The sequence below is a fragment of the Nocardia sp. NBC_01499 genome (assembly GCF_045040275.1).
Classification (GTDB): Bacteria; Actinomycetota; Actinomycetes; order Mycobacteriales; family Mycobacteriaceae; genus Nocardia.
The window spans coordinates 10,209,483-10,234,603 of record NZ_CP109426.1; the positions used below are offsets into that span (position 1 = coordinate 10,209,483).

Genomic DNA, 25,121 nt, shown 5'->3' on the forward strand with positions numbered 1-25,121 from the left:
GGGCGGGATTTGACGTGGGCTTTCGACGAAGGTGGTCAGCAAGGTCCGCGCGCGCTCGGTTGCGCGTTCTGGTCGACGACTTGGAGCAGGGTCTGCTGGAGAGGCGGCGTTCGCTGCGGAACCTGACCAGCGCAGAACACTTCGACTGGACTGTCGAGGATCTCTTCGCCGAGGTAGAACGGGTCCGGGGGCGGCCGATCATGCGGTTGCCGTTGCCGGTGGCGGTACCGCCGGGTTTGTGTGGATTGTGGCTGGCGGCAGCCGACTACGATGTAATCCTGCTCCAGGATCCAGACGACGCGCACGTCGTCGTCCATGAGCTGGGACATATGCTGCTCGAACACGGTCGGGATTCGTCGGCTGACGAACTCGTGAGCATGCTGGCTGGTGTCGACCTGGGTGACCACGACCCGAGCATGATCCGCAGCGCGCGTGGGGCCCATGGTTACCGCAGGAACGAAGAGTATTACGCGGAGCTATTGGCAACGATGGTCCTACCCATGACTCGCCGCAGCGACGAACAGCGCCGTGTTCCACTGTTGAAGCTGTTCTGATTGGATGTGGCCTGAGCAATCTCCTACCTGGATCACCTTCTCGGCGATGGCGCTCATTGTCGTCATAGCGTCGAGCCGGATCCTGTTGGTGCGTCGCGCGTCGCATGAAGATCACCTGATCAACATCTGGGCGACGATAACCGCTGTCGGGGTGATGTTGCGAGAACCCACCATCGCCCGCCAACTGGAACGCTGGGTACCGGGGGGTTTACCAACGATTTTCGACGTGTGGCACTGGACAACCGTTGCGGCGTGGGCGGCTGGACTGGGGCTGTTCCTACTGTATGAATACGGGCCCGTCCGATACCGCGCCGGATTCCGGAGCGCGATCGCATTCGCGGTGGCCATCGGCGCGGCCTTCCTCGTCTTGAGTACTCCGGCACGGTCGCAGGGGATTTCGATCGCCGACTACGGCGGCTGGCGCTACGGGGTCTACGTCGGGTTGTGCTGGGCGCTGCCGATGGCGGTGTCGCCTTACATCAGTCGGCTCATGCTTACCCTATGGCGGCATACGACGACTCAGTATGAACGAGTCGGGCTATTCATCCTGGTCATTGCCGCCGTGGTTAGCGGGCTTCCCGTAATAGCGCTGCCGCTTTTCGCCGGGTTGGGTGCGGCGGGCATTGACACCGAGTTCATCCGCGACGGCTACAACCTCGCCAGCGACTGGTTCGCCTCCGGGGAGCCGCAGCTGTATATCGGAGCACTGTTCTTCGTCGCGTTCATCTCTCCGTCGCTACGAGCAGGGGCCCAGCTGATGCGATTGCGGCAGCTACGTCCACTGTGGCGAGAGCTGACGGCGGCCGCACCCGAGGTCGTGCTGGTGCTGCGATGGAACGATCGCTGGAACAGAGGACCCGCAGAACGCCTGAACCGCAGACACATCGAGATCGGCGACGCCGCGAAAGTCATCGCCAGATACACCAGGCCGCTGCCGATCGCCGTCGAAGAACTGCTCACGACCACTATCGACGAGACCGAGCGCAAGAGCATGAGTGAAGTCGCCGCACTGGTCATTGCCGCCCAGCGACTCGACAGTGGCGACGGCAGCTCAACAGCTCCGCCGAACAACCACCGGCCTGTGGCGCCCGATGTGGACGTGCTGCTTCGCTTCTGGGCGCCCGCGCGATCGCTACTGTGTTCGGCGCCATCTGCTACCCATGGGGTCGTGTCTGAGACGTCCTAGTCCACCAGCGTCGGGTGTCGGGGCCACAGGACCGCGGTCTGAAGTCTCAAATTTGTTCTCGTCGAGAGTCTGGAAGCTTTTTGAGCGTCTCAGTGAGCTCAACGATGCCCTCATAGCTGACCGTGAGCCCGTCACCTCCGCCAGCTGTCAGCCCGCGCGCAGCCCAGTTGGTCAAACCCTTCTCGGTCAGGACGCGCTGGAGCTCGATCGAGGCGCGCTGGAGTTCGAGTAGGTGCGCTACCTGCTGCGCGGTGTACACCGGTTCGTCAATCGGGACGAGGTCTGCGTCGTTGCGGAATGACGCCCGTGCCGTGCCGGGCTTGAGCTGCAGAGCCGCCTCGATCTTTGCGAATGAGGCTGAACTCGGGTTAGGTCCGCGACCGTCCTCAAGGGTCACCTGGCGTTGGAGCGAGGGACCGTCGCGGTCGCTGACCTTTTTCATGGAGAGGCCAAGCACATTTTCGCGGCGGTGTTTCACCCTCTCGCCGAATCGTTTCCGCAAGTGTTCCTCATCCATGGAGGGTAATCCTACCGGGGACTGGTCCTGGTCACATCCGTTCTATCGGCGTTCCATCGAAATTCTCCGTCCGATAGTTACGCTGAGTGTCAGCTCGAACGTCGCCAACCGCTTCGGTTTGCACGTGGAGATCTACGACCGCCGCCAATCGCCGAACGACGGCGACGGGCTGATAGCACAATCGACGGCCGCGTGCCACCTGGATGCCTATCTCGCCTGGTCGAGTTGGATCCGCACAGCGGGCGTAACCATTCCGGGGGCAGAGTTCCGCTGGAGATCGTCCACCGACTCCTACCGTGGCGCGCAGCCAGCGAGATCTCCACATGGGCCGGGTGGCCAGCACGATCGGCGGTCTACAGACATTCTATTGACATTCAATAAATATTCCATTTAGCTTCTAGTCAAGATCCATGCTGTAGATGAGATAGGAGTCTCCCACCGCTGAGAACAAGACGCGTTGGTAGTTGCGTACGCGGCGCTGGTAGTGGTTTCCGCCGTAGCGTCGCGCGCCTCGCGCCAACCAAGCCCGCAGCCATCTCCGTCGCCGCGGGCGGGAGAGCCCGATGGCAGGTGAGAACGTTGAGAGGGTGCACGGAGGGGATGCACCCAGCAACGCCGAGTAATCGGTGCGTACCGATGCGCAGCCCCGGCCACGCAAACAGGTGCCGATTGCTACACCTCCATCGGGGAGATCTTGCAGGACCACCGCAATGAGGTCGGGCTTACCCAGACAGGGGTCGCCGAACGCTTGAAGCGGCCCGCCGTGTTCTATTCAAAGTCGAATCGGCCAAGCGAGGGGCGACGTCGGCAACGATCGCCGAACTCGTGCCCATCTGCAAATACCGGACTGCCTACGATGCCGAACACGGAGCCAGCGGACGCACTAAGAGTTCATGGTCAAGGCGCCACGCGTCGACCACGGACGAATCCGCAGGGAGACCGAAGGGCGCATCGAATACCGGCAGAACGACCGCGAAGTCTGTCAGACCATCGTCATCGTCGATCGGCTTCGCCCCGAAGCCCCGGTAATTTCCGTTCTCGACCTGGGTGGCCCGATCCTCATCGACGAACAGTCGGTGGTGCAGATGCGTTTCGCGACAACGATTCTGGCGATCTTACGCTGGCATCTAGGTGAGGATCTGAACCGGTGATAACACAGGTCCGTGGTTAATACTTGCCGAGGACATTGAACCTCGACTGCCGCAGTGTGTCACGCCCAACAGGTCACCTTCGTCGGCATGGGGTCGCCGCAGCGATCGCCGAGGGATCAGGGCCTGGACCCCGACGACCCTCGCGCTCAGAGTCGGTCGGGAGTGTCCCTACTTATCTGCGAACGATCGAACCGTTGGTTGATCGTTCGGGTCTGGCAGGGTGACCTCTCGGGTGTCTCGGGACTGTGATCCCTCACCATAGGCAGCAGGTGCCGTTGCCGGGCCGATTTAGTGTCGTTGCCAGGGTCGCTTGGGTTACACGGGGGCGGCAGCCCTCGCAGAATGCCGCGGACCTAGCGATGGCGATGGCCGGATCCGGTTGGCACGGTGGTCTTCCGGGGCCGGCCGCCGTGAACGGGTGAGATTGCTCGTGGTTCGAGCCCGAACGGACATCTCTGATAACGGGAGCTCGGACGCAGACGGGTGCCGTGCGAGTGCGCTGGATCGCGAACAGCTGCTTGCCGAGCTAGGCGATGACCACAGTTGATTCTTCGACGTTCGCGCGTTGAAGGCCTATGGCGGATCCGCGCCCGTGACCAGGTCATAGGGCAAGGTCATCTCCATTACTCGCCGGCGGATAAAGAACGACTGCCTGGCCGCCGCAGATGGGTCTGGGCCACAACGATGCTCATGAACCGTGGCCCGCTCAGCAGCACTACCAATGGCGCCGCGACCACGGCGACCGGCATGCACCAGCAGTGCGGCACCTGTTCAATGAGACGCTCGGCCAGCTCTATTACTGCCTGCAGACCCGCCAGTCCTACGACCCAATGAAGGCATTCGGCCAACCCGCCACTAACCCACCAGAACTCGCTGCAGCCTGACTCTCAGCGGAATCGGAGGGCCATTCCTTGCCCGAACGAGCGGCAGCCTACGTAAGGGACAGTATCGCCACGACATAGGTGACGAGTCGACCGTTCTGAACGCACTTATGCTGTTCGCGCTCAACGAATCCGAGCCGACGAACTAGTTTTCTGCTCCGGGTGTTCCACTGTTGGATGGCTACGCGAACAGGAGTCGAGGGTTGTTCTCGGTGGATTTGACTGAGCACGGCGCTGCCGAAGTGCGAGCCGTGACCTCTGCCGACCCATCTCGGTTCCATGCCGACACCAAGGTCGATCGTGTTGGGGTCTTCATCAAGGCCGGGCACCCGTGCCTCTGGTCCGCTGCAGAAGAACCCGACAATACGGTCTGTGGCGGCATCAGCAACAGCCATGTAACCGTCTGCGGCACTTGGCAGTTCGTGGTCATCAGCCAGGTCGTAGATCTGTCAGGGGCCGCCGTACTCCCAGCTGGCCACCAGGTGGGCGTCGTTGACGGTAAAGGGGCGTACTACAAGTCGATCGGGCCATCCACCATTCACTCCGTCATGGTCTCTCAATCGGGTGCTGTAGTTGAAGCTGATTTTCGGGCTCAGCTTGCCTCTTAGCAAGATCGGAGGTCCATGGTTTTCGTCAACCCGGTCGGATGGATTGTTGGTCCGGTCAGCTCGGTCTTCGGCGGTTGGGCGTGAAATGACCTGCGGCGCATAGCGTGTGTTGTATGCAGTCCGAGAGCGCTGAACATGTAGCCATGGTCAGGAGCGGATGAGGTTTCGCCGGTCAGGGCGGAGGGGGCGGCCGCGACTTCCTCGATGTGTGCGCCTGTATAGTTTGCGGTGGCACCGCTGTGTCGGTCGGTGTGCCCGGCGTTGGCCATGGCGACTGCGGCACCGAACTTGCGCTGAGGAGCCGATGACTGTGCAGACTGTGCAACTCGGCCACCAGCTTTCGCTCAATGAGAATCCGTACGGCCCACTGCCCTCGGTGCGGGCGGCGTTGACGGGCGCGCTGGTCGCCGCGAACCGCTATCCGGAGTTCCTGCCGCGCACGTTGCCCGGCCTGATCGCGGAACGGCTCGGGTACGCACCGGAGCGCGTCGTGGTCGGCGCGGGCGCGACCGGCGTGATCATGCATATCCTGCAGGAGTTCGTCACGCCCGGTGCGGGCGTGGTGATGGCGACGCCGACCTTCGACGGCTACCCGCTGCTGACCGACACGGTCGGCGGCAAGGTCGTAGAAGTGCCCTTGACGCACAATGGCCATCAGGATTTGGCGGCGATGTCGGCCGCCATCGACAGGCACACGGCCGTCGTCGTTCTGTGCAGTCCGCACAATCCCACCGGCACCTGCATCAGGCACGGTGCCTTCGTCGAGTTCCTCGAGCGCACCGACCCGTCGGTCACCGTCGTCTTCGACGAGGCGTACATCGATTTCGTGCCGCCCGGCGACCGCGTGGATACCGCCGCGCTGGTCGAACGGCACCCCAATCTGGTGGTGATGCGCACCTTCTCCAAGGCCTACGGCCTCGCCGCGCTGCGCGTCGGCTACGCCTTCGGTTCGGCGCCGGTGATCGCCCGAATTCGCCGCTGGCAGTTGCCGTTTGGGATGACAGCGCTGGCCGAGGCGGGTGTCCGCGCCTGCTACGCCGCTGAGGACGAACTGGCGGTGCGCACCGAGACGATCACCCGCGAATGCGGCAGGCTCACCGCGGGCCTGCGCGAGCTCGGCTACCGCGTGCCGACCAGCGCCGCGAACTTCGTCTACCTGTCCGGCTGCGCCCCCGCCGAACTCGACCGGCTGCGCGCGGGTTTCGCCCGCGACGGCATTCAGGTCAAACACTGCGCCACCGGCATCAGGATCACCGTGGGCGACACCGCGGCAACGGAGGCGGTCGTCACTGCCGCACGGTGAGAAATTCGCTGGCCGCAGTGCGTACAGTGCAGGTATGCCCGAAGTAGCGCATCCCAGTTCCGCGGTGCGTGTCGAACCGGCCGCAACGCCGGGCACCACCGCAACCGCCGGGGACTCCGACCACGACCTGCTGTCGCTGGCGAACCAACTGTGTTTCGCCCTGTACTCGACCTCGCGCTCGATGACCGCCGCCTACCGGCCGTTCCTCGAGGCGATGGAGATCACCTACCCCCAGTATCTGGCCCTGCTAGCCCTGTGGGAACGGCCCGGCATGACGATGAAGGAACTGGGCGAACAACTGCGCCTGGACTACGGCACCGTCTCGCCGCTGATCCAGCGACTACAGTCACACGGTTTCGTGGAGAGCGTGCGCAGCGCGCACGACCGCCGCTCGGTCGAACTCCGCGCGACCGAAGCGGGTCTCGCGCTGCAACGCCAGGCCAGGGAGATGATCGAGTCCGTGATGGAGTCGGTCGGCTATCCGCTGGACAACCTCATCGCCCTGCGCGATCAGGTCAACGCGCTCGGCGAGCGGCTCGACGCGATCGCGGGCGACCGGAAGAACGCCGAGTAGCGGTTACGCGTCGAGCACCTTGACCTGCCGCTGCACCACCGGCGGCTCGGTCGACCACGGGAAGTTGATCCAGCGGTCGGTGTGCTTCCACACGTATTCGCACTCGACCTCCGAGCGCGGCTTCTGATAGATCACCGCGCAGCGGACCTCCGCGACGTGGTCCTCACAGAAGTCGCGCACCAGCTTGAGGGTGGCGCCGGTATCGGCCACGTCGTCGGCGACAAGGACGGTCGCGCCGGCCAGGTCGACCGCCTGCGGCACCGGCGGCAACATCACCGGCAGGTCGAGGCGCTGGTCGATGCCGGTGTAGAACTCCACGTTCATCACGTGCAGGTTCTTCACGTCCAGCGCGTAACCGAGCGCACCGGCCACGAACAGCCCGCCGCGCGCGATCGACAGGATCAGATCGGGCTCGAACCCGTCGTCCGCGATCGTGGTCGCCAACTCCCGACTCGCCGATCCGAACAACTCCCAGCTCAGCACTTCCCGATCCGCCATGGATCCTCCATCTCCCTCGACTCGACTGCGCACAGAGCATACGAGTAGCCACACTGTGGCCGTCCCCACGATCCCCTAATGCGTCGGCGACCGGGTGCTCGTGCGCAGCCCGAGCGAGGGTGGTTCAGGAGTAGAGCTCCTCGATGTCGGCGGCGTAGCGCTCGTTGATCGGCTTGCGGCGCAGCTTCATGGTCGGGGTAAGCACCTCGCTGCCCGGCTGCCAGAAGTCGGGCACGATGGTGAACTTCTTGATCTGCTCGACCCGCGACAGCTTCGAATTAGCCTGGGCGACAGCGTCGGCCACGATCTGGTGGACGCCGGGATCCTTGGCGAGCACGGCGGAATCGAGGGCGACACCGGTCCGGTCCGCGTACGCCGCGGCGGTGTCCGGATCGAGGGCGATCAGCGCGACGTTGTATTTGCGGTCGTCGCCGATCGCCACGGCCTGACCGATCAGCGGCGCGAACGCCTTGATCCAGTTCTCGATATTGCTGGGCGACATGTTCTTTCCGCTCGCGTTGATGATCAGTTCCTTCTTGCGGTCCACGATCCGCAGGAAGCCGTGGTCGTCGAGTGCGCCGATATCGCCGCTGTGCACCCAGCCGTCGGCGTCGATGGCCTCGGCGGTCTGGTCGGGCTTGTTCAGATAGCCCTTCATGACGATCGGGCCGCGCACGAGCACCTCGCCGTCCTCGGCGATCCGAATCTCATTGCCCGGCACGATTTTACCGACGGTGCCGAGGCGGACCTGTCCCGGCGGGCTCATGGTCGCCATGCCGGACAGCTCCGACATGCCCCACGCGTCCGAGGCCGCGATGCCGACGCCGTTGAAGAAGCGCAGCACGTCCGAGGAAATGGGAGCGGCGCCCGAAAGGGCAAGGCGCACATCGGCGAGACCGACCGCGGCGCGTAGCTTCGACAGCACCAGCGCGTCGGCGAGACGCTCCTGCAGCGCGAGGATCGGCGAGACCGGCTTGCCGTCGAGCCGGGCGTCGGACGCGGTGCGGCCGACCGTCAGCGCCCAATTCGCCAGGGCCGCTTTGACTCCGGTGGCCTCGGCCACCTTGGCTTCGATTCCGGCCTTGAGCTTCTGCCACACCTGCGGGACCGCGCCGAACAGCGTCGGGCGGGCATCGGCCAGTGTCGCGGCGAACTCGGCACGGTCGGCGGAGGTGGTCACCTGGTTGCCGATCACCTGCAGCACATAGAGACTCGACCAGCGGTCGGCCACGTGCGCGGACGGCAGGAAGGAGATCATCCGTTCGTCCGGGGTCGCGTTCATGAGCAGTTCGGTGCCGTCGACCATGGCGATGATGTTGGCGTGGGTGAGCTGCACGCCCTTCGGGCTTCCGGTCGTGCCCGAGGTGTAGATGAGGGTCAGGGTGTCGTCGGGTTGTACTGCGCGCCAAGCGGAGTCGAAGTCGAAACCTTGCAGGCCGCGGGCCTTGACCTCGTCCAGGGTGATGGTGCCGTCCGGTGTGCCGTCGATGCACACGACGTGCTCGACGCGGGTGCCCTCCTTGCCCGTGAATACTGCTGCGGCGTACTGCGTTTCGCAGACGACGATGCTGGCGCCGGAGTCGGTGAGCAGGTAGTTCAGCTGCTCGGGGGAGGAGGTGTTGTAGACCGAGAACGGTGTGGCGCCGAGGTGTTGCAGGGCGACGTCGATCGGATAGAACTCCGGCCGGTTGGTCATCAGCAGCGCGACCCGATCACCGTGGCGCACGCCGAGTGCGGCGAAACCCGCGGCGAGCGAACGGACTTGCTCGTCCCACTCGCGGAAGGTGAGGGTGCTCCGGTCGCCGAGCGTGCGCACGGCGACCTTGTCCGGATCGCGTGCGACGGTAGCTTGGAACGCCTCGCACAGTGTGGACGCGGCGGAAGCGAAGGTGGGCATACGATCTCCTGGGTCGATGGGTTACCTGCTGCTTGGTGCGATGGTCATTGCTGGTGGACGCCAACCAGGGCGTCGACGAAGATGCGGGCGAGCAGATCCACGTATTCGGTGCGCGCCATGTCGATTTCGCCGTTGTGCCAGGCGAGGGTGACGGCTGAGTTGCCGTGCACCACCACCAGTGCGGCCAGCGCGATGCGGGCGTGGGTCTCGGGGTCGGTCTCGCCGTAGACCGCGCAGACCTGGCGGGCGGCCTGCTCGGCGTAACGCTGGATGCCGTCGGCTTTGCGGGCGGCGAGGGTCGGCAGGGTGGCCGCTTCGGTGTAGAGCCGCGCGCGGCGTGGTTCCTCCGCGAAGAAGTCCAGGAAGGTCGCCACGGCGACGCGCGCGCGGACGAGCATGTCCAGCGGTTCCGCCTCGACGGCCGCGATGGTACGGGCGATCAGGTCGCTGATCATCGTGTCGTGCAGGGCGTCCAGCAGTTGGTCGCGGTTGCGGAAGTGCTCGTAGAAGTACCGCTGAGTCAAACCGGCACGTTCGCACACCGAACTCATCCGCAGCCGCGCCACCCCGACCGCCGCAATCTCGTCCAGCCCGGCGTCGAGCAGGTCGGCGCGCCGCTGGGCCAGCCGCTCCTCGGCGCTGACGCCGCGGAACGGGCGCACGACTGTGGACATGGACGAATCTTGACACAGTACTGTGTCAAGATCCACCTCGTTGGCTGGAAGACTCGATATCGAGGACTTCTGTGCCGACTCGGTCTTTGGTCGATCCCGAGGCTCCGCGATCTCGACGCTTGGCGCGAAACCTGCTGATCAGCAATTGGCCGCATATACCCGATTCGGTGCTGCGGCAAACATGGTGTGCGGCGGCGTTTATGGGCATTTGCGGGAAATTCTCTCCGGCTTTTGCGTTGATCTTTTGCGTTGATAATGATTCGCTCGCGACACCCGGTTTGAAATAGGGCAAACCCTCACCCGATTCCGTTACGGTTCGCGCTATCGCGTGTTACCTCGTACTCCCGTTGGCCGCGGCGAAGCGCACCGTGACGGTGCCAGCGCGTACCGCGGCCAATGGACCGAACCGTACAGAATGGGGATTGTCATGCGCTTTCGTCCGGCCCGGATCGCAGCCCTCGCAGTCTTGTTCGTCGCGGCGGCCGCGGGTCTGACCGCCCTCGCTTCGGCCGCCTTCGCCGACGAGCCGTGGACCTACGTCTGTGACGACATCGAGGAGCCAGCGGATGTCGGCGCGAAAGGGGCCGGAAACTGCCAGGCGAACAATGGCGCGCCCGAATCCGGTCCGATCCACCAGAAATTCAAACTGCATCAGCGGGGTGTCCAACCGAAGCCCGAGATGGTCGCCGTCTGCGAAGGTGAATCCCCAAGCGGCTTCGGTGAGGCGTCGCTGCCGGCGAAGGTCGACGGATTCGGTTGCTACGTCTATGAATCGCGCTGAAAGGTAAGGCTCGGCGCTACTCCAATGCGGCCTTGAGGCTGCGCATCGCGTTCATCCCGGTGGCGGACAGGTCGGGCCACGGCGGTCGGCGCAGCACCGCGAGCGTCGCGATCACCGTCGCCGCCAGCCCGATGAACTCACCGAACAACGCCAACCGATTGTTGTCGACCGCGGGCTCCCAGGACACCTTGCCGTCATGGATGACGAAGATCCCCAGCGGCGACGCCGAAAACGGTCCACGCCCGACCCGACTGACGGTGATAATGGTCGACCCATCAGTGGTTTCGTAGGGTTCGCCAAAGGCTTGTACAGCCTTGACACCCGGCTCGAGTCGCCGCACCGACTTACCCATAACGGTCATCTTCCCCACTCTCGCCACGCTTTTCGCGCCCACTGGCCACCCAGCCTAGGCGCGCGGCCCCCGAACGGGACATGGTTGCGGCGAAACACCGATAACGCCGCCACCATGTCCCGTTCGACGAGCTCAGGGCCGGAGGCGGTGGATGTCTCGAGGGAAGAGGGTCGCTTGGCGGATGTTGTCGGCTTCGATCAACCGGGTGACCCACCGTTCCACACCGATGGCGAAGCCGCCGTGCGGTGGCATGCCGTGGCGCATGGCTTCGAGGTAGGGCGCGTATTCGGCGGGGTCTTCGCCGCGGGCCTTCAGCGCCGTGAGGTAGTCGGCGTGGTTGTGGAGGCGTTGGCCGCCGGTGACGAGTTCCAGCCCACGGAACAGGAGGTCGAAGGAGTTCGTCCACCGGGCGTCGCTCGGTTGCGGGTGCGTGTAGAAGGGGCGTTTGACCGCCGGATACCCTTCTACCGCAAGGAAATCCGAGTCGAACCGCGACTTCGCCCACTTGCCGAGGAAGCGCTCGTGCTCGGGGGCGAGGTCGGGTTCGGTCGGTGCCGCGCCGACGAGTTCGAGGGCTTCGCGGAAGTGGATGATCGGGATCTGCTCGGGCACGAACGGCAACTCCGCGCCGACGAGTCGCACTGCGGCTCCGGCGTTTTCGCTGATCGTGTCGACCATCGCGGCGAGAGTGTCACGCAGCTGGGTGAGTACGTCGCGATGGTCGCGAATGAAGCCGAATTCGACATCGAGGGAGACGTATTCGGCGAGATGCCGCGCGGTGTCGTGGGGTTCGGCGCGAAAGACCGGGCCCACTTCGTAGACCCGTTCGAATACGCCGGTGAGCATCTGCTTGTACAGCTGCGGCGACTGGGCGAGGTAGGCGGTGGACCCGAAGTAGTCCAGCGTGAACACGTTTGCGCCGGTTTCGGTGGATTGGCCGACAATCTTCGGTGTCGTCACCTCGGTGAATCCGGCACCGTCCAGATGGCGGCGAAAGCCGGTCATCGAGGCGGCGGCGATCTGCCACACCGCCTGTCGAGTCGGGTGGCGCCAGGTGATCGCGGCATGGTCGAGCATGGTCGGCAGGGTGACACCGAGGCCGGGTCGCCACAGCTCGATCGGTGGCGGCTCGGCCGGAGCGCTGAGCGGGTGCACGGTCGGATCGATGATCTCGACGCCGCCGGGTGCCTTCGAGTTGCCGATCGCCGTCCCGGTCACCCGGACAACGGTTTCCTCCGGCAGGCCCGAAACCTGTTCGCGGACTTGTGGATCGGTCACCACGACCTGTGCGAGTCCGGATCGGTCGCGCACCACGACGAACGTGACGTTCGCGAGTTGTCTGCGCCGGTGTATCCATCCTTCGACGGTCACCGATCCGGTCCGTGCGCGTGTCGTCGGCAGCGCCGAACAGAGTGTGCGTGGCATCAGTTTCACCTCCTGGTCGCTATCCCCGGGAGGTGTGGGCGATCGGGTATGTCGCGGTGCCACCACACCTTCGCAGCGCGATGCTCGCTGCCTCTGCTGGTCGATGTCTTCGTCGGTGACCGGCCGGCGCGGCTCGGAGGTCGTCACGCTCGTCAACGCCGCGTCGCCGATCGTAGCCGGTAGCCGGTCGAATCGACCATGCGATTTCCGTGATCTGTGGCAGGCCTGGCTATTTCGGAGACGGTAGTGGCGGCATGGTCAGGCGGAGTTGTTGGCGCTCGACGAGGACATGGCCGTTACCAGGCCGTTCTCGTTGAACGCGATGGCGACTTCGGCGCAGGGGCCTGCGATGCGCAGGGTTGAGCCGTCGTGGTTGAACGTGGCGTCGAGTCCGCGTTGCATCGCGTAGCTGTGTAGTGCGCGTTTGTGGTCGGGCAGTCCTATCTGGAAGACGGCGTTGAAAACGTGCATGATTCGCAGCGGATCGGCGGCGGGGAGTGCGAGTTCGGGGTGTTCGATCAATACCGCGAGCCGAGTGCCGCCGCCGACATCGCAGCTGTACCAGGTCCAACTGCCCGATACCGCCTTGGCGAGTTCGCCCATCAGCCAGGCGACTCGATTCGGCTCGGTCGGCGAACCCGGCAGTTCCGCGAACGGCACCTCGGCCTGGCGCAACGCCGAAATCCCGTGGCGCAGTCCGTAATCCCGGACGGACCTGGCCAACTCGGTCACCTCCGGCGGATACCAGTCATTGTTCGCCCAACTCCAGAGCCAACTCTGCGGTCCAGGCGCGGCCGTCCCGAGAACGTGAAACCGGGTGCACGCCAACGGATGTTCCCCGAAGAACTCGAACCGCGGCGGTTCATAACTCACCTGCCATCGATGCTCACCAAGGACCTCGACACTGTGCTCTTGATGTTCAAAAGACATTAACGCGGCATCATCGAGTAACTGTTCGAGGGTTGGTGATTCATCATGGAGATAAGCGGTCACGACCTCCGATCCTGTCCTACTGCCCGACGGCGTGCACCCCTATGGAATTAACGTCCATTAAGTTCTGGCGAAGCGGGTAAGCGGAATCGAATTCGACCGGCTAATCCGTCCGCTAGGCAACCCGGGGTGCGACGTGGCACGATCGGGCAGATGACCAGCAGTTCCGCCGCAGCGCCGCACCTGCGCGACCTCGCGCGGCTGCGTCGCGTTCGCGACCGGATCGACCGGGAATACGCGCAACCACTCGACGTCGAGGCACTCGCCCGCGACGTGCACATGTCGGCCGGACACCTCAGCCGCCAGTTCAAGCTGGCCTACGGCGAGGCACCGTACAGCTACCTGATGACGCGGCGCATCGAGCGCGCGATGGCGCTGCTGCGGCGCGGGGACCTCAGCGTCACCGAGGTGTGTTTCGCGGTGGGCTGCTCGTCGCTGGGCACCTTCAGCACTCGGTTCGCCGAGTTGGTCGGGGTGCCGCCGAGTACCTACCGGCGCGATTCGGCGGAGTCGACGGCGGGGATGCCGTCCTGCGTGGCCAAACAGGTAACCAGACCGATCAGGAATCGAGAAGCGCAGGTTACCGCGCCGGAATTAGCCTGATCATCATGAACATCACCATTCAAGCGAGCTTTCTCCCGCAGAACGACCCGGACGCCGCCGTCGCCTTCTACCGCGACATTCTCGGCTTCGAGGTCCGCAACGACGTCGGATACAACGGGATGCGCTGGATCACGGTCGGACCCGCCGATCAGCCCGGCACGTCCATCGTCCTGTATCCGCCCGCCGCCAGCCCCGGCATCACCGACGACGAGCGTCGCACCATCGACGAGATGATGGCCAAAGGCACCTACGGTAGCATCCTGCTGGCCACCAAGGATCTCGACGGCTCCTTCGAACGGTTGCAAGCCAGCGACGCCGAGGTCGTCCAGGAGCCGACCGACCAGCCGTACGGCGTCCGCGACTGTGCCTTCCGCGATCCCGCGGGCAATATGGTCCGCATCCAGCAGCAGAGCTAGCTCACCGAGCGCAGTCGGCGCAGGGTGGACGGATCGAGATCGAGGGTCAGTTCGATCGGCCCGAGTTCGGTCGCGATGCGCGCGAACTCCGTCCCCCAGCGGCCGACCGTCTCGGTGCGCTGGACCAAACCCCAACTCAGCGTGGGATTCTCGGCGATCGGAAGGTACACGGCTTCGCCACGGTCGTAGTACTTGATCGCCTGCCCGCACGCGAATGCCACCGCGTCACCCGACGTCACCGCCCACAGGACCTCCTCGCGCGTCGGCGCGGGGGCGCCCGGTTCTCGTGCGCCCGCGGCCAGCGGTGAGAACGACTGCTCCCAGTACTCCGGGATTGGCAAGCCGGACGGGAGGATCGAGTAGTCGGACAACTCCGCCAGCGACACCGAGGGGCGGCTGGCCAGTTCGTGTGTGCGTCCGACCACCAGCACGATGGGCTCGCTGAACGCCACGGGTCCGGTCCTGAGGTCGGGTTCGCGCACGGGCAGCGCGAGCAGGGCCACGTCGACGTCGCCGTTGCGCAGCAGTGCGAACGGGTCGTCGATCCGCACCTCGCGCATGCGGAACTCGATGTGCGGGAAGCGGTTTCGGAACAGTGCCGTGAGGGGTGCCAGGTCCTGCCACATCGGACCGAGCACGCCCAACGTCAGGGCGTCCTGGCCGCCGCGTGCGGTGTTCGTCGCCGATTCGACGCCGTCGAGGATTCGGCGATAACCGGCTCGCAGGTCGTCGCGGAGTTGCTCGCCGAGCGGGGTCAGCAGCACTTTGCGGCTGGTTCGCTCGAACAGTGGGGCGCCGATTCGCCGTTCCTGCTTGGCGATCGTCTGACTCACGCGGGGTGTCGAGATATGCAATCGTTGCGCGGTCCGGCCGAAGTGCAATTCCTCGGCGAGGGTCAGGAAGATCTCGATATCACGCAACTCCACTCCGTCATAGTCGTCATCGTTTACCTCTGACGCAACGGACGTTTCGTGATTGCGCATTGTTCGCGGGTCGTCGCGGCGGAAAGCTATGAATGTGTTGCCGCGTGGTATTCGGTCGGCGACCGCGGCGTTTACCAGCCAGAACCCTCGCCTACCGGCACTGATCAGGTTAAATGGAGACATCATGACCACCGCCACGAAGAAAAACGGCTCGAAATCGCCCGCGCTGCCCGCCGCCGACAGCCACGATCTGATCCGCGTGCACGGTGCGCGCGTGAACAACCTGCGCGACGTCAGCATCGAGATCCCGAAGCGCAGGCTGACGGTGTTCACCGGCGTCTCCGGTTCGGGCAAGAGCTCGCTGGTGTTCAGCACGATCGCCGCGGAATCGCAGCGACTGATCAACGAGACCTACAGCTCGTTCGTGCAGGGCTTCATGCCGACGCTGGCGCGGCCCGAGGTCGACGTGCTCGAAGGGCTGACCACGGTGATCACCGTCGACCAGCAGCGGATGGGGTCGGATCCGCGCTCAACGGTCGGCACCGCCACCGACGCCAACGCGATGCTGCGCATCCTGTTCAGCAGGCTCGGCAAGCCACACATCGGCTCGCCGCAGGCGTACTCGTTCAATGTCGCCTCGGCCAGCGGCGCGGGGGCGGTCACCTTCGAGCGCGCCGGGCGGACCGTGCGGGAGCGCCGCAGCTTCAGCGTCATCGGCGGCATGTGCCCGCGCTGCGAGGGCCGGGGTGCGGTCTCCGATATCGATCTCACCCAGCTCTACGACGATTCCAAATCGCTCGCCGAGGGCGCGTTCACCATCCCCGGCTGGAAGTCCGACAGTTTCTGGACGGTGCGGGTTTATGCCGAGTCCGGCTTTGTCGATCCGAACAAGCCGATCAGCAAGTACACCAAGAAGGAAATGAACGACTTCCTGTACAAGGAGCCGGTCAAGGTCAAGATCGAGGGCGTCAACCTCACCTACGAGGGGCTGATTCCCAAGATTCAGAAGTCGTTCCTGTCCAAGGACAAAGAGGCGCTGCAGCCGCACATTCGGGCGTTCGTCGACCGGGCGGTCACCTTCACCACCTGCCCAGACTGCGGCGGCACCCGGCTCAGCGAAGAGGCTCGTTCGTCGAAGATCAAGCGGAAGAACATCGCTGATCTGTGCGCGATGGAGATCCGCGATCTCGCCGAATGGGTTCGCGCACTGGATGAACCGTCGGTCAAGCCGTTGCTCGACTCGCTGGTGCATACCCTCGATTCGTTCGTGGAGATCGGGCTCGGCTACCTCTCGCTGGAGCGTCCGTCGGGCACGCTGTCGGGCGGTGAAGCGCAGCGCGTCAAGATGATTCGTCATCTCGGGTCCGCGCTCACCGACGTCACGTACGTGTTCGACGAGCCGACCATCGGGCTGCATCCGCATGACATTCAGCGGATGAACGACCTGCTGCTGCAACTGCGGGACAAGGGCAACACGGTGCTCGTGGTGGAGCACAAGCCGGAGACGATCGTCATCGCCGACCACGTCGTCGACCTCGGGCCCGGTGCCGGATCCGGTGGCGGCACAGTGTGTTTCGAGGGCACCGTCGAGGGGCTACGGAGTAGTGGCACCATCACCGGGCGCCATTTCGACGATCGGGCCGCACTGAAGGAGTCGGTGCGAAAGCCCAGGGGTGCGTTGAAGATTCGTGGTGCGTCGGCGAACAATCTGCAGAACGTCAACGTCGATATCCCGCTCGGCGTGCTCTGCGTCATCACCGGCGTCGCGGGCTCGGGTAAGAGTTCGCTCGTGCATCGGTCGGTGCCCGCGTCGGAGGGGGTGATCGCGGTCGACCAGACGCCGATTCGTGGTTCGCGGCGCAGTAATCCGGCGACGTACACCGGACTGCTTGAACCGATTCGTAAGGCGTTCGCGAAGGCCAATGACGTGAAGCCCGCGTTGTTCAGCTCCAATTCCGAAGGGGCCTGCCCTAATTGCAACGGTGCGGGTGTTATCTACACCGATCTCGGGATGATGGCGGGCACCGCGAGCACGTGTGAGGTGTGTGAGGGCAAGCGGTTCGACGCTTCGGTGCTGGAATACCACTTCGGCGGGCGCGATATCAGCGAGGTGCTCGCGATGTCGGTGGCGGAGGCTTTGGCGTTCTTCGGTGAAGGTGAGGCGCGGATACCCGCCGCGCACGCCATTCTCGAGCGGCTCTCCGATGTCGGGCTCGGGTATCTCACGATCGGCCAGCCGCTCACCACGTTGTCCGGCGGTGAGCGTCAGCGGCTGAAGTTGGCGACTCATATGGGGGACAAGGGTGGTGTTTATGTGCTCGACGAGCCGACCACCGGGCTGCACCTCGCCGATGTGCAGAATCTGCTCGCGTTGCTCGACCGCCTTGTCGAGTCGGGTAAGTCGGTGATCGTCATCGAACACCATCAGGCGGTGATGGCACATGCCGATTGGATCATCGACCTTGGCCCCGGGGCTGGTCATGATGGCGGCAAGATCGTCTTCGAGGGGACTCCCGCTGATCTTGTTGCCGCTCGCTCGACGCTCACGGGTGAGCATCTCGCGGAGTATGTGGGCGCGTCAGCGAAGCCCTCGCGGAAACGTAAGTAGGTCGTCCTGGGTGCCCGATCCTGTGTGGGTTGGGCACCACGGGATCTGGTGAGATCCCGTTGCTGTCGAATCGACGGCATCCCGTTCGTATAGCAGGTAAAGCAGCCGAACGAACGGAGAGAATCATGTCCGAGCCGACAGTCTTCCTGAGTGGTTTGGGTATTCCCGAGTCGCCACGATGGCACCAAGGCCGCCTGTGGTTCTGCAACTGGATCGACCGGCAGGTCGTCGCCGTCGACCTTGACGGCAATGCCGAGGTGATGGTCACCCGAGATCCCGACAGTCACCCCATGGGTTACTCCATCGACTGGCTACCCGATGGCAGGCTGCTCATGACCGGTGACAAACTACGCCGCCAGGAACCCGACGGCTCGCTGACCGTCCACGCCGAACAACCCGCGAACGAGATCGTCGTAAACGCCAACGGCAACATCTACCTCAACGGCGCCGACTTCGCCTTCGCCGCCGGAGCACCACCCAAGCCCGGCTACATCAAACTCATCACACCCGACAGCCAGTTACGCCAGGTCGCCGACGACATCCAGTTCCCCAACGGAATGGTCATCACCCCCGACAACCAAACCCTGATCATCTCCGAATCCTTCGCCGGAACACTCACCGCCTTCGACATCGAATCCGACGGAAGCCTCTCCAACCGCCGCATCTTCGCCGACGGCCTCGGCCCCGACGGCATCTGCCTCGACGCCGAAGGCGCCATCTGGGTCTCCACCGGCGGCAACGCGATCGTCCGCGTCGCCGAAGGCGGCAAAATCCTCCAACGCGTCGAACTCCCCGAAAACCGAGCCCCTTTCGCCCTCATGCTAGGCGGCCCCACCCGCCAAACCCTCTTCATCTGTACCGCCGAATGGCGAACCTCCGACCCCATCCCCGACAACCTGACCCGCCTCAACACCGGCCCCCGCACCGGCCAAATCCTCACCCTCCCAGTAGAAACCCCCGGAACAGGCCACCCCTAACCCTCCCACCGCCACCGCCCGAAGCTGGACGATTGATCACGGGGAACTGGTGGCGGCAAATCGCGAGAAGCCGCCGCCACCAGTTCCCCCTCGACGAGTTCTGTCGGTGGGTGTGGGCATAGTGCGGGCATGGGGGTTTTGGATGAGCCGTTTCCCGGGTCTTGGGCCATTGCGGCGGGGCTGGTTACGCGATGGGAGCTTCGGCACCACTTTGTGCGCGTGTTCCCGGATGTCTACCTGCCCAAAGGGTGCACGCTCGACGCGGAGGGACGCGCACGCGCCGCCGCGCACTGGGCGAAGGGCGCCGGTGTGCTGATCGGATACTCGGCGGCCGCGTTGCATGGCACCCGTTGGCTGGATCCAGACCAGCCCGCGGAGCTTGCGCGAGCGCAACATTGCAAGCCGCCCAGCGGGATTCACGCACTGCGCGGAATCATCGAACCATCCGAATGCTGCGAGGTCGACGGATTCCGGGTGACAACACCCGCGCGGACCGCGTTCGACCTCGGCCGACGGTTGCCGCGCGACCAGGCCATCCCGATCCTGGACGCATTGTGCGCGGCCACGGGGCTTGATCCGCTGGAAGTCGCGAACCTGGCCCGCGAACATCCCGGAGCGCGCGGAGTGAGGCGCCTGTCGACGGCCCTGCCATTGGTTGATGGCGGCGCCGAGTCACCCCAGGAATCACACACCCGACTCCTCCTGATCGACAACGGATTACCCAGGCCGACAACCCAACTGGTGATCCGCGACACCTCCGCCGCCTTCATCGCCCGCGTCGATATGGGCTGGCAACCATGGCGCGTCGCCGTCGAATACGACGGCGCCCACCACTGGACCGATCCAGCCCAACGCACAAAAGACATCGACCGAATAGCTACCCTGGAATCACTGGGTTGGCGAGTAATCCGCGTCAACGCCACCCTCCTCCACCACCGCCCACACACAATCCTCGACCGAGTCCGCACCGCCCTCCACTCCCAGGGCTGGACGATTGATCACGGGGAACTGGTGGCGGCAAATCGCGAGAGCCCGCCGCCACCAGTTCCCCGTGATCGCTTGTCCAGGAGCGTGTCTCGGAAGGGGGGCTGCTTGTCGAGGACTGCGGCGCCTAAGGTTGGGCGTTGTTGAGCGTGGCTGCGTCGCGTCGTGCCTGGATCCTCGATTTGTCGGCTACCGCGAGCTCGTCACGCGGGTCCGACGGGTAGCCACAGCGCGCCAGGCGGGGTGAGGCGACCTTGTCATGTCGATACAGCTGTTCGGCAGGGGAATCGCGGTGGCGTCGGCTCGGCCCGGTAGTCGTCGGGCAGCGTGGCGCAGCATGCCGAGTGACAAATCCATGCCGACCAGCCGGTGTCCGAGAGCGGCGAGTTCGGCGGCCACGATCCCGGTGCGCACGGCGAGGTCGAGAATTACGCTGCGGGAGGGGATCAACCCGTCGAGTGCGGAGGCCGATGACTGAGCTCTGGGTAACCCCTGCGCGTCCGGTCGTAATGAGTCGCTTCTTCGTCATAGTCGAGCGCCGCACCATCCTGCGGTGCTACGGCAAGGGCTCGGAAATCGGGTTTCGATCGTTGCTGGGACGCCTTTACTGTGGCGCGGTGACGACTCAGATGATCATTCTCAATGGTGGGTCTAGTTCGGGGAAGACGGGGATCGGTCGGTGTTTGCAGGCGGTGCTGCCGGATCATGGCTGGTCTTCGGAATTGACACGTTGATCCAGGCGATGCCTGCGTCGATGCGGGCGTCGGAGCGGGGGATCGAGTTCGGGGCGGATGGTGTGGTCGTGGTCGGGGCGGAGTTTCGGTCGCTGGAGGCTGCGTGGATCGGTGGGGTTGCGGCGATGGTGCGTGCGGGTGCGCGGGTCATTGTCGATGAGGTGTTCCTTGGTGGGGAGTTGTCTCAACGGCGGTGGCGGGAGGCGGTGGGTGGACTTGGGGTGTTGTGGGTTGGTGTTCGGTGCGAGAGTGCGGTTGCTGCGGGTCGGGAGGTCGCGCGGGGCGATCGAGTCACCGGAATGGCAGCGGCACAGGCGGATTTGGTGCATGCGGGGGTGTTCTATGACCTGGAGGTGGATACCACGCATGTCGAGTCGATGGAGTGCGCGCGGGTCATTGCCGCTCATGTTGGGTGATCGACGGCACGGTCAGTTTTCGTGGCTCCAGAGTGCGAGTTCGTCGGCGCGGGGGTTCGAGACGAGGTGGGAGCGGGGGGTGTTGAAGGTCATGACGGAGCGGGTTTCGAGATCGTATGGGGTCCAAGGGGTTCGGCCGTTGGCGAAATCGATCCAGGTGTGGTGCATTTCGGAGGCGAGGGTTTGGGGTGGGGTGACGGGGCCGAGCATCATCGATGTTCCCTCGGCGGTCAAAGTGTCGAAGACGAAGGCTATTTCGATGGCGTGGCAGGCTCGCAGGTCTAGATGGGTTGTGGGCCAGGCGAATTCGTATTGGTAGGTGGTGCCGCCGGAGGTGATGGCTGCTTCGGTCAGGCGGGTGGCGGGGATGCGGAAGGCCCAGTCGGTGAGGATGGCGGCGAGGAGGTCGCCGGGGATTGTGTTGGGGCGGTTGGCTGAATAGGTGTTGGCGATGGCCGGGTCGAGGCCGCGGGTGACGAGGGTTTGGGTGAGGGCTTCGGGGGTCAGGGCGGTGGTGAGGCCCGTTGGGGCGGAGTAGAGGCGGAATTCGTCGGCGGTGGTGCCGACGATGAGGGGGATGTCGCGGGCCGCGCCCGCGGCGATGGCGTCGAGGGGGAGTTGGGGGAGGGTGTCGCCGTCGATGGTGGGGAGGAAGGCCATCAGGCCCAAGCCCGCGGTGATGGTGGATCGGCCCCAGCGGTCTGGGTTCTGGTCGAGCACGAAGGCGAGCACGAGGTCTCGCTCGGCGGCGAGTAGCGCGGGGATGTCGGTGCTGTCGAGAGGGGTGTCGAGTCGGCCGACGAATTCCTCGGCGACGAGACGCGCGTCTTCCAGGGTGGAGGCGATGGTTGCGTTGCCGCTCTGGATGATTGCGCGGTGGAACAGGCCCGCGGCAAGTGGTGCGGCGATCAAGGTCGCGACGCTCATGGCGCCCGCGGATTCGCCGAAGAGGGTGACCTGGTCGGGGTCACCGCCGAAGGCGGCGATGTTGTCGTGAACCCATCGCAGGGCGGCGATTTGGTCGAGGATGCCGCGGTTGGTGGGGGCGCCGTCGACGGCCGCGAAGCCGATGGCGCCGAGGCGGTAGTTGACGCTGACCAGGACGACGCCGTCGCGGGCGAAGGCATGGCCGTTGTAGACCGAGACGGCGTTGGAGCCGACACGGTAGGCGCCGCCGTGGATCCAGACCATGACCGGCAGGCCCGAGGTGGTCGGATCAGGGGTCCACACATTGAGGTTGAGGAACTCTGGGCCTTCGATGATCGGGTTGTGCAGGATGGCGCTCAAGGGTTCCGGGTAGCCGAGTTGCGGTGCGGTGGGGCCGAACCGGGTGGCGTCGCGCTCGCCGTCCCAACTGGGCGCCGGGCCGGGTGCCTGGAACAGCGCCGCACCCAATGGTGCTGCCGCATAGGGTATTCCGAGGAACGCGCACACCGATCCGGTGGCGGTGCCGCGAATCTTGCCTTGGGGTAGGGCCACTACTACTGATGCGTGCATCCGGGTTCCTCACATCGCCGACGACACCTTGAACGTCTCACATCCGAGCAGGTCACTAGGGTGGAATGATGCGGATCTTTCTGGCCGGGGCGACCGGCGTCATCGGAACACGGTTGGTGCCACTGCTGGTCGCGGCGGGACACGAGGTCGCGGGGATGACCCGATCGGCAAGCAAGGCGGACCAGGTGCGCGCCGCCGGGGCCGTCCCGGTGATCTGCGATGTCTACGATCTGGACGCGCTCACCGCTGCCGTCATCGACTTCGGTCCCGACATGGTGATGCACCAGTTGACCGATCTCCCCGACGACGTCGCCCGGCTCGCCGAATCCGGTGACGCGAACTCACGCATTCGCACGGAGGGCACGCACAACCTCATCGCCGCCGCCCGCGCCGCCGGAGCCAAGCGATTCCTCGCGCAGAGCATCGCGTGGGAACCGGCGGGCGACCGGGGTCAGGTCATCCAGGACCACGAGGCGGCCGTCCTCGACATCGACGGCGTGGTCGTCAAGTACGGCCAGTTCTACGGTCCCGGAACCTATTACGAAGGCGAGCTCCCGCCGCACCCCCGCGTGCACGTCGATGACGCCGCGGCAAGGACGATTCCGCTGCTCGATGCGTCGAGCGGCGTGGTGATCATCGCCGACACCGCGTAACGGCTTCAGAACACGCAGGGACCGGTACCGACGGCACTGACGGATTCCTCTGTGTGACCAAGGCGCTGGAGCAGCTCGGGCAGATCCGAGGCAAGTCCGACGCCGCCGTTTCCCTCGTCGATGCCGAATACCAGGCCGAGCGCTCGACCCTGCGTATCGACGAGCGGCCCGCCCGAATCACCTTCGTGCACAGCGCCGTTCAGCGTGTAGGTGGAGCGATCGTTGGTCGCGCTGTGATAGATGTCGGGCACTCGGCTCACCGTGCGCGTCTCGATGCGCGCGGCGGCCGCGGTGTACAGCCCGCCGGCGGGATAGCCGAGGACGATGGCATCGGCCCCCGGCAGGGCGGGCTCGGGTGCGACGGGCACCACCGGCGCCCGCAGCCCTGGCACGGCAAGCACCGCGATATCGAGCGCCGGATCGAAATGGACGACCGTCGCGTTCAACGGACCGCTCGGAGTATCGACGGAAATGGTCGTGGTGCCCGCGACCACATGCGCGTTGGACAGCACCCGCTCCGGCCCGATGACGAACCCGGAACCGAACTGCGCCCGCTTGCAGGCGGGCGCCGAGCCACGGATGCGCAGCACACTCTGCTGGAGGTCGGTGGGCACCCGGCTGTGCACAATGCTCGGATCCGGCGGCGCCAGCGGCAGCACCAGCCCGGCATCGACCAGCGGACTGATGAGCTTGCTCGGCAGACTCGCCAACCAGTACGGCGAGACATTGTCCACGGTGCGCACGACCGCCGACCCGCGCACGGCCGACGCGAGGCTCGGCGACATGGTCAGCGGCACCGCGAACAGCCACACCGCGAGCGGAACCGCGACGGCGTGCGCCACCGAACCACCGACCGCGTCCGCCCGCTGCGCGACGTGATTACGCACGTTTGCGCGCGCGGTATGTCCGAGCCGGTGACCGACGGTCTCGCCGACCGCGACCAATCCGACGATGAGGAGCACGGCAATCAGCAACCGAGTGCTCCCCGGCGCCACATGGGCGAGTGCGACCGTCGCGATGATCGCGCCGAGGGTGGCTCCCGCGATAATGCCGAGAAAGCCCAGCGCCGCGGTGATCGCACCCCGGCGCCAGCCGAAGAACGCCGCCACCGCGGTCGCCGAAAGCGCAACGAGATCGAGCCAATTCGGCAGAGTCACGCCTCCAATGTACTGACCGGTGTGCTTAGCCGCTGACTGTCCGTTTTCCGGCTGTGGGCTGCGGCAACGCGTGACGGGCGGAGGTGAGGAAGAGCACAGATCCGCGACCCGCCGTGCCTGTGCGCGAGGGGATTTCGATCAGCCCGATTCGAATGCCGCGACCGGGTCAGGTGTTTCGCACCACCAGCCCGTCCATGAGCAGATCCATCATCCGGGTCGCCTGTTCGGGCTGACCGGCGGCGAGGAAGATCCCGACGAGACTGGCGACGACATCGTCGGCACGCACGTCCGGACGCACCGTGCGTTCGGCGACACCGGCGTCGAGCAATGTCTGTACCGCCGCCGCCAATTCGGTGCGGGCGCCGGTCGCGGTGACGGCGCCGGACGCGATGACCGCGCGCAGCGCGTCGGCGATCTCACGCTTGGCCGCTACGTAGTCGGCAAACCGATCCATCCAGGCGCGCAACGCGATTCGGGCGGACGTATCGACCAACAGCTCCGCGGCGCTGTCGCACAATCGGCTCAATTCGGCGCGGTAGACCGCCTCGACCAGTGTCTCCCGCGTGGGGAAATGCCGGTAGAGGGTGCCGATGCCGACCCCGGCTTCGCGCGCGATCGCCTCCAACGCGACCTTGGCTCCGCCGTCGGCCAGCATCCGCCGTGCCACCTCGATGAGGCGCTGCCGGTTGCGTTGCGCGTCGGCCCGGCCCGTGGTCGCGCTTCGATCATTCAATCGGAGGTGCCTCCGTTTCTGCTACCGTT

Annotated in this window: 26 protein-coding genes and 1 pseudogene; 14 read left to right on the top strand and 13 right to left on the bottom strand. The window is 65.1% G+C overall.

Annotated elements, in window-relative coordinates:
• Window positions 1-80: 80 nt before the first annotated feature.
• Both OG203_RS45900 and OG203_RS45905 read left to right on the top strand, forming a co-directional pair.
• Entirely contained in the window at window positions 81-554 is a 474-nt protein-coding gene (locus OG203_RS45900; protein WP_405163483.1) for a hypothetical protein, read from the top strand.
• Between the two features lie 46 nt (window positions 555-600).
• Entirely contained in the window at window positions 601-1,740 is a 1,140-nt protein-coding gene (locus OG203_RS45905) for a DUF6545 domain-containing protein (protein ID WP_405163484.1), read from the top strand.
• Window positions 1,741-1,786: 46 nt separating this feature from the next.
• Here OG203_RS45905 and OG203_RS45910 read toward each other — a convergent pair whose 3' ends face one another.
• Window positions 1,787-2,257, bottom strand: coding sequence for a hypothetical protein (locus OG203_RS45910; RefSeq protein ID WP_405163485.1), 471 nt, complete (start codon window positions 2,255-2,257; stop codon window positions 1,787-1,789).
• An 893-nt stretch (window positions 2,258-3,150) separates the two neighbouring features.
• Between OG203_RS45910 and OG203_RS45915 the strand changes: the two genes are divergently transcribed.
• A complete protein-coding gene (locus OG203_RS45915) occupies window positions 3,151-3,408 on the top strand; it encodes a hypothetical protein (RefSeq protein WP_405163486.1) in 258 nt (85 codons plus the stop codon).
• A gap of 931 nt (window positions 3,409-4,339) precedes the next feature.
• On the opposite strand, the gene OG203_RS45920 is transcribed toward OG203_RS45915, so the two are convergent.
• Complete coding sequence (locus OG203_RS45920; RefSeq protein WP_405168200.1) at window positions 4,340-4,570, bottom strand: hypothetical protein; 231 nt, start codon at window positions 4,568-4,570, stop codon at window positions 4,340-4,342.
• On the opposite strand from OG203_RS45920, the gene OG203_RS45925 reads away from it, so the two are divergent.
• The 3 genes from OG203_RS45925 to OG203_RS45935 all read left to right on the top strand — a co-directional run bounded on the left by OG203_RS45925 (window position 4,502) and on the right by OG203_RS45935 (window position 6,774).
• Window positions 4,502-4,897 carry a hypothetical protein gene (locus OG203_RS45925; protein WP_405168214.1) on the top strand — a complete coding sequence of 132 codons (396 nt, stop codon included), beginning with the start codon at window positions 4,502-4,504 and terminating at the stop codon, window positions 4,895-4,897. The two genes, OG203_RS45920 and OG203_RS45925, sit on opposite strands and share 69 nt — an antisense overlap.
• A gap of 304 nt (window positions 4,898-5,201) precedes the next feature.
• Window positions 5,202-6,200: a pyridoxal phosphate-dependent aminotransferase gene (locus tag OG203_RS45930; protein ID WP_405163487.1), complete on the top strand. Its 999-nt coding sequence runs from the start codon at window positions 5,202-5,204 to the stop codon at window positions 6,198-6,200.
• 181 nt (window positions 6,201-6,381) lie between these two features.
• Window positions 6,382-6,774, top strand: a complete 393-nt coding sequence (locus OG203_RS45935; protein WP_405168201.1) for a MarR family winged helix-turn-helix transcriptional regulator — start codon at window positions 6,382-6,384, stop codon at window positions 6,772-6,774.
• A 3-nt stretch (window positions 6,775-6,777) separates the two neighbouring features.
• On the opposite strand, the gene OG203_RS45940 is transcribed toward OG203_RS45935, so the two are convergent.
• From OG203_RS45940 to OG203_RS45950, 3 genes are all read right to left on the bottom strand, one after another.
• The gene (locus tag OG203_RS45940; RefSeq protein ID WP_405163488.1) at window positions 6,778-7,272 is read right to left on the bottom strand and encodes a phosphoribosyltransferase; all 495 of its coding nucleotides are present in this window, start codon (window positions 7,270-7,272) and stop codon (window positions 6,778-6,780) included.
• 124 nt (window positions 7,273-7,396) lie between these two features.
• Entirely contained in the window at window positions 7,397-9,169 is a 1,773-nt protein-coding gene (locus OG203_RS45945) for an AMP-dependent synthetase/ligase (protein ID WP_405163489.1), read from the bottom strand.
• A gap of 44 nt (window positions 9,170-9,213) precedes the next feature.
• A complete protein-coding gene (locus OG203_RS45950; RefSeq protein WP_405163490.1) occupies window positions 9,214-9,843 on the bottom strand; it encodes a TetR/AcrR family transcriptional regulator in 630 nt (209 codons plus the stop codon).
• A 427-nt stretch (window positions 9,844-10,270) separates the two neighbouring features.
• On the opposite strand from OG203_RS45950, the gene OG203_RS45955 reads away from it, so the two are divergent.
• A complete protein-coding gene (locus OG203_RS45955; RefSeq protein WP_405163491.1) occupies window positions 10,271-10,624 on the top strand; it encodes a hypothetical protein in 354 nt (117 codons plus the stop codon).
• Window positions 10,625-10,640: 16 nt separating this feature from the next.
• Here the strand turns inward: OG203_RS45955 and OG203_RS45960 are convergent, their stop codons facing one another.
• The 3 genes from OG203_RS45960 to OG203_RS45970 form a co-directional block, all read right to left on the bottom strand.
• A complete protein-coding gene (locus OG203_RS45960; RefSeq protein ID WP_405163492.1) occupies window positions 10,641-10,985 on the bottom strand; it encodes a hypothetical protein in 345 nt (114 codons plus the stop codon).
• A 123-nt stretch (window positions 10,986-11,108) separates the two neighbouring features.
• Window positions 11,109-12,401, bottom strand: coding sequence for an aspartate--tRNA(Asn) ligase (aspS, locus tag OG203_RS45965; protein WP_405163493.1), 1,293 nt, complete (start codon window positions 12,399-12,401; stop codon window positions 11,109-11,111).
• Window positions 12,402-12,659: 258 nt separating this feature from the next.
• Window positions 12,660-13,394, bottom strand: coding sequence for a DUF6882 domain-containing protein (locus OG203_RS45970; protein ID WP_405163494.1), 735 nt, complete (start codon window positions 13,392-13,394; stop codon window positions 12,660-12,662).
• A 150-nt stretch (window positions 13,395-13,544) separates the two neighbouring features.
• On the opposite strand from OG203_RS45970, the gene OG203_RS45975 reads away from it, so the two are divergent.
• Both OG203_RS45975 and OG203_RS45980 read left to right on the top strand, forming a co-directional pair.
• Entirely contained in the window at window positions 13,545-13,994 is a 450-nt protein-coding gene (locus OG203_RS45975; RefSeq protein ID WP_405163495.1) for a helix-turn-helix transcriptional regulator, read from the top strand.
• Window positions 13,995-13,999: 5 nt separating this feature from the next.
• Window positions 14,000-14,410, top strand: coding sequence for a VOC family protein (locus OG203_RS45980; RefSeq protein WP_405163496.1), 411 nt, complete (start codon window positions 14,000-14,002; stop codon window positions 14,408-14,410).
• On the opposite strand, the gene OG203_RS45985 is transcribed toward OG203_RS45980, so the two are convergent.
• Window positions 14,407-15,336 (bottom strand): LysR family transcriptional regulator, encoded by a 930-nt coding sequence (locus OG203_RS45985; protein WP_405163497.1) that lies wholly within the window; start codon window positions 15,334-15,336, stop codon window positions 14,407-14,409. The two genes, OG203_RS45980 and OG203_RS45985, sit on opposite strands and share 4 nt — an antisense overlap.
• A gap of 181 nt (window positions 15,337-15,517) precedes the next feature.
• Between OG203_RS45985 and OG203_RS45990 the strand changes: the two genes are divergently transcribed.
• The 3 genes from OG203_RS45990 to OG203_RS46000 all read left to right on the top strand — a co-directional run bounded on the left by OG203_RS45990 (window position 15,518) and on the right by OG203_RS46000 (window position 20,049).
• Window positions 15,518-17,941 carry an ATP-binding cassette domain-containing protein gene (locus tag OG203_RS45990; RefSeq protein ID WP_405163498.1) on the top strand — a complete coding sequence of 808 codons (2,424 nt, stop codon included), beginning with the start codon at window positions 15,518-15,520 and terminating at the stop codon, window positions 17,939-17,941.
• 125 nt (window positions 17,942-18,066) lie between these two features.
• Window positions 18,067-18,918, top strand: coding sequence for an SMP-30/gluconolactonase/LRE family protein (locus OG203_RS45995; protein WP_405163499.1), 852 nt, complete (start codon window positions 18,067-18,069; stop codon window positions 18,916-18,918).
• Between the two features lie 219 nt (window positions 18,919-19,137).
• On the top strand, window positions 19,138-20,049 hold the full coding sequence (locus tag OG203_RS46000) for a DUF559 domain-containing protein (protein WP_405163500.1): 912 nt from the start codon (window positions 19,138-19,140) through the stop codon (window positions 20,047-20,049).
• Window positions 20,050-20,091: 42 nt separating this feature from the next.
• Here the strand turns inward: OG203_RS46000 and OG203_RS46005 are convergent, their stop codons facing one another.
• Window positions 20,092-20,352 (bottom strand): class I SAM-dependent methyltransferase, encoded by a 261-nt coding sequence (locus tag OG203_RS46005; RefSeq protein ID WP_405163501.1) that lies wholly within the window; start codon window positions 20,350-20,352, stop codon window positions 20,092-20,094.
• Window positions 20,353-20,531: 179 nt separating this feature from the next.
• Between OG203_RS46005 and cpt the strand changes: the two are divergent.
• Window positions 20,532-21,052: pseudogene (cpt, locus tag OG203_RS46010) on the top strand (chloramphenicol phosphotransferase CPT).
• Window positions 21,053-21,064: 12 nt separating this feature from the next.
• On the opposite strand, the gene OG203_RS46015 reads toward cpt, so the two are convergent.
• Window positions 21,065-22,549, bottom strand: a complete 1,485-nt coding sequence (locus tag OG203_RS46015; RefSeq protein ID WP_405163502.1) for a carboxylesterase/lipase family protein — start codon at window positions 22,547-22,549, stop codon at window positions 21,065-21,067.
• Window positions 22,550-22,617: 68 nt separating this feature from the next.
• Between OG203_RS46015 and OG203_RS46020 the strand changes: the two genes are divergently transcribed.
• On the top strand, window positions 22,618-23,202 hold the full coding sequence (locus OG203_RS46020) for an NAD-dependent epimerase/dehydratase family protein (RefSeq protein ID WP_405163503.1): 585 nt from the start codon (window positions 22,618-22,620) through the stop codon (window positions 23,200-23,202).
• A gap of 5 nt (window positions 23,203-23,207) precedes the next feature.
• On the opposite strand, the gene OG203_RS46025 is transcribed toward OG203_RS46020, so the two are convergent.
• Both OG203_RS46025 and OG203_RS46030 read right to left on the bottom strand, forming a co-directional pair.
• Complete coding sequence (locus OG203_RS46025) at window positions 23,208-24,359, bottom strand: MarP family serine protease (protein WP_405163504.1); 1,152 nt, start codon at window positions 24,357-24,359, stop codon at window positions 23,208-23,210.
• Between the two features lie 166 nt (window positions 24,360-24,525).
• Entirely contained in the window at window positions 24,526-25,092 is a 567-nt protein-coding gene (locus OG203_RS46030; protein WP_405163505.1) for a TetR/AcrR family transcriptional regulator, read from the bottom strand.
• Window positions 25,093-25,121 lie beyond the last annotated feature (29 nt).

Coding starts and splice junctions, on each gene's coding strand:
- OG203_RS45905 (WP_405163484.1), top strand. CDS start 601: ATGGCGCTCATTGTCGTCATAGCGTCGAGCCGGATCCTGTTGGTGCGT.
- OG203_RS45910 (WP_405163485.1), bottom strand. CDS start 2,257: ATGGATGAGGAACACTTGCGGAAACGATTCGGCGAGAGGGTGAAACAC.
- OG203_RS45915 (WP_405163486.1), top strand. CDS start 3,151: ATGGTCAAGGCGCCACGCGTCGACCACGGACGAATCCGCAGGGAGACC.
- OG203_RS45920 (WP_405168200.1), bottom strand. CDS start 4,570: ATGGAACCGAGATGGGTCGGCAGAGGTCACGGCTCGCACTTCGGCAGC.
- OG203_RS45930 (WP_405163487.1), top strand. CDS start 5,202: ATGACTGTGCAGACTGTGCAACTCGGCCACCAGCTTTCGCTCAATGAG.
- OG203_RS45935 (WP_405168201.1), top strand. CDS start 6,382: ATGACCGCCGCCTACCGGCCGTTCCTCGAGGCGATGGAGATCACCTAC.
- OG203_RS45940 (WP_405163488.1), bottom strand. CDS start 7,272: ATGGCGGATCGGGAAGTGCTGAGCTGGGAGTTGTTCGGATCGGCGAGT.
- OG203_RS45945 (WP_405163489.1), bottom strand. CDS start 9,169: ATGCCCACCTTCGCTTCCGCCGCGTCCACACTGTGCGAGGCGTTCCAA.
- OG203_RS45950 (WP_405163490.1), bottom strand. CDS start 9,843: ATGTCCACAGTCGTGCGCCCGTTCCGCGGCGTCAGCGCCGAGGAGCGG.
- OG203_RS45955 (WP_405163491.1), top strand. CDS start 10,271: ATGCGCTTTCGTCCGGCCCGGATCGCAGCCCTCGCAGTCTTGTTCGTC.
- OG203_RS45960 (WP_405163492.1), bottom strand. CDS start 10,985: ATGACCGTTATGGGTAAGTCGGTGCGGCGACTCGAGCCGGGTGTCAAG.
- aspS (WP_405163493.1), bottom strand. CDS start 12,401: ATGCCACGCACACTCTGTTCGGCGCTGCCGACGACACGCGCACGGACC.
- OG203_RS45975 (WP_405163495.1), top strand. CDS start 13,545: ATGACCAGCAGTTCCGCCGCAGCGCCGCACCTGCGCGACCTCGCGCGG.
- OG203_RS45980 (WP_405163496.1), top strand. CDS start 14,000: ATGAACATCACCATTCAAGCGAGCTTTCTCCCGCAGAACGACCCGGAC.
- OG203_RS45990 (WP_405163498.1), top strand. CDS start 15,518: ATGACCACCGCCACGAAGAAAAACGGCTCGAAATCGCCCGCGCTGCCC.
- OG203_RS45995 (WP_405163499.1), top strand. CDS start 18,067: ATGTCCGAGCCGACAGTCTTCCTGAGTGGTTTGGGTATTCCCGAGTCG.
- OG203_RS46015 (WP_405163502.1), bottom strand. CDS start 22,549: ATGCACGCATCAGTAGTAGTGGCCCTACCCCAAGGCAAGATTCGCGGC.
- OG203_RS46020 (WP_405163503.1), top strand. CDS start 22,618: ATGCGGATCTTTCTGGCCGGGGCGACCGGCGTCATCGGAACACGGTTG.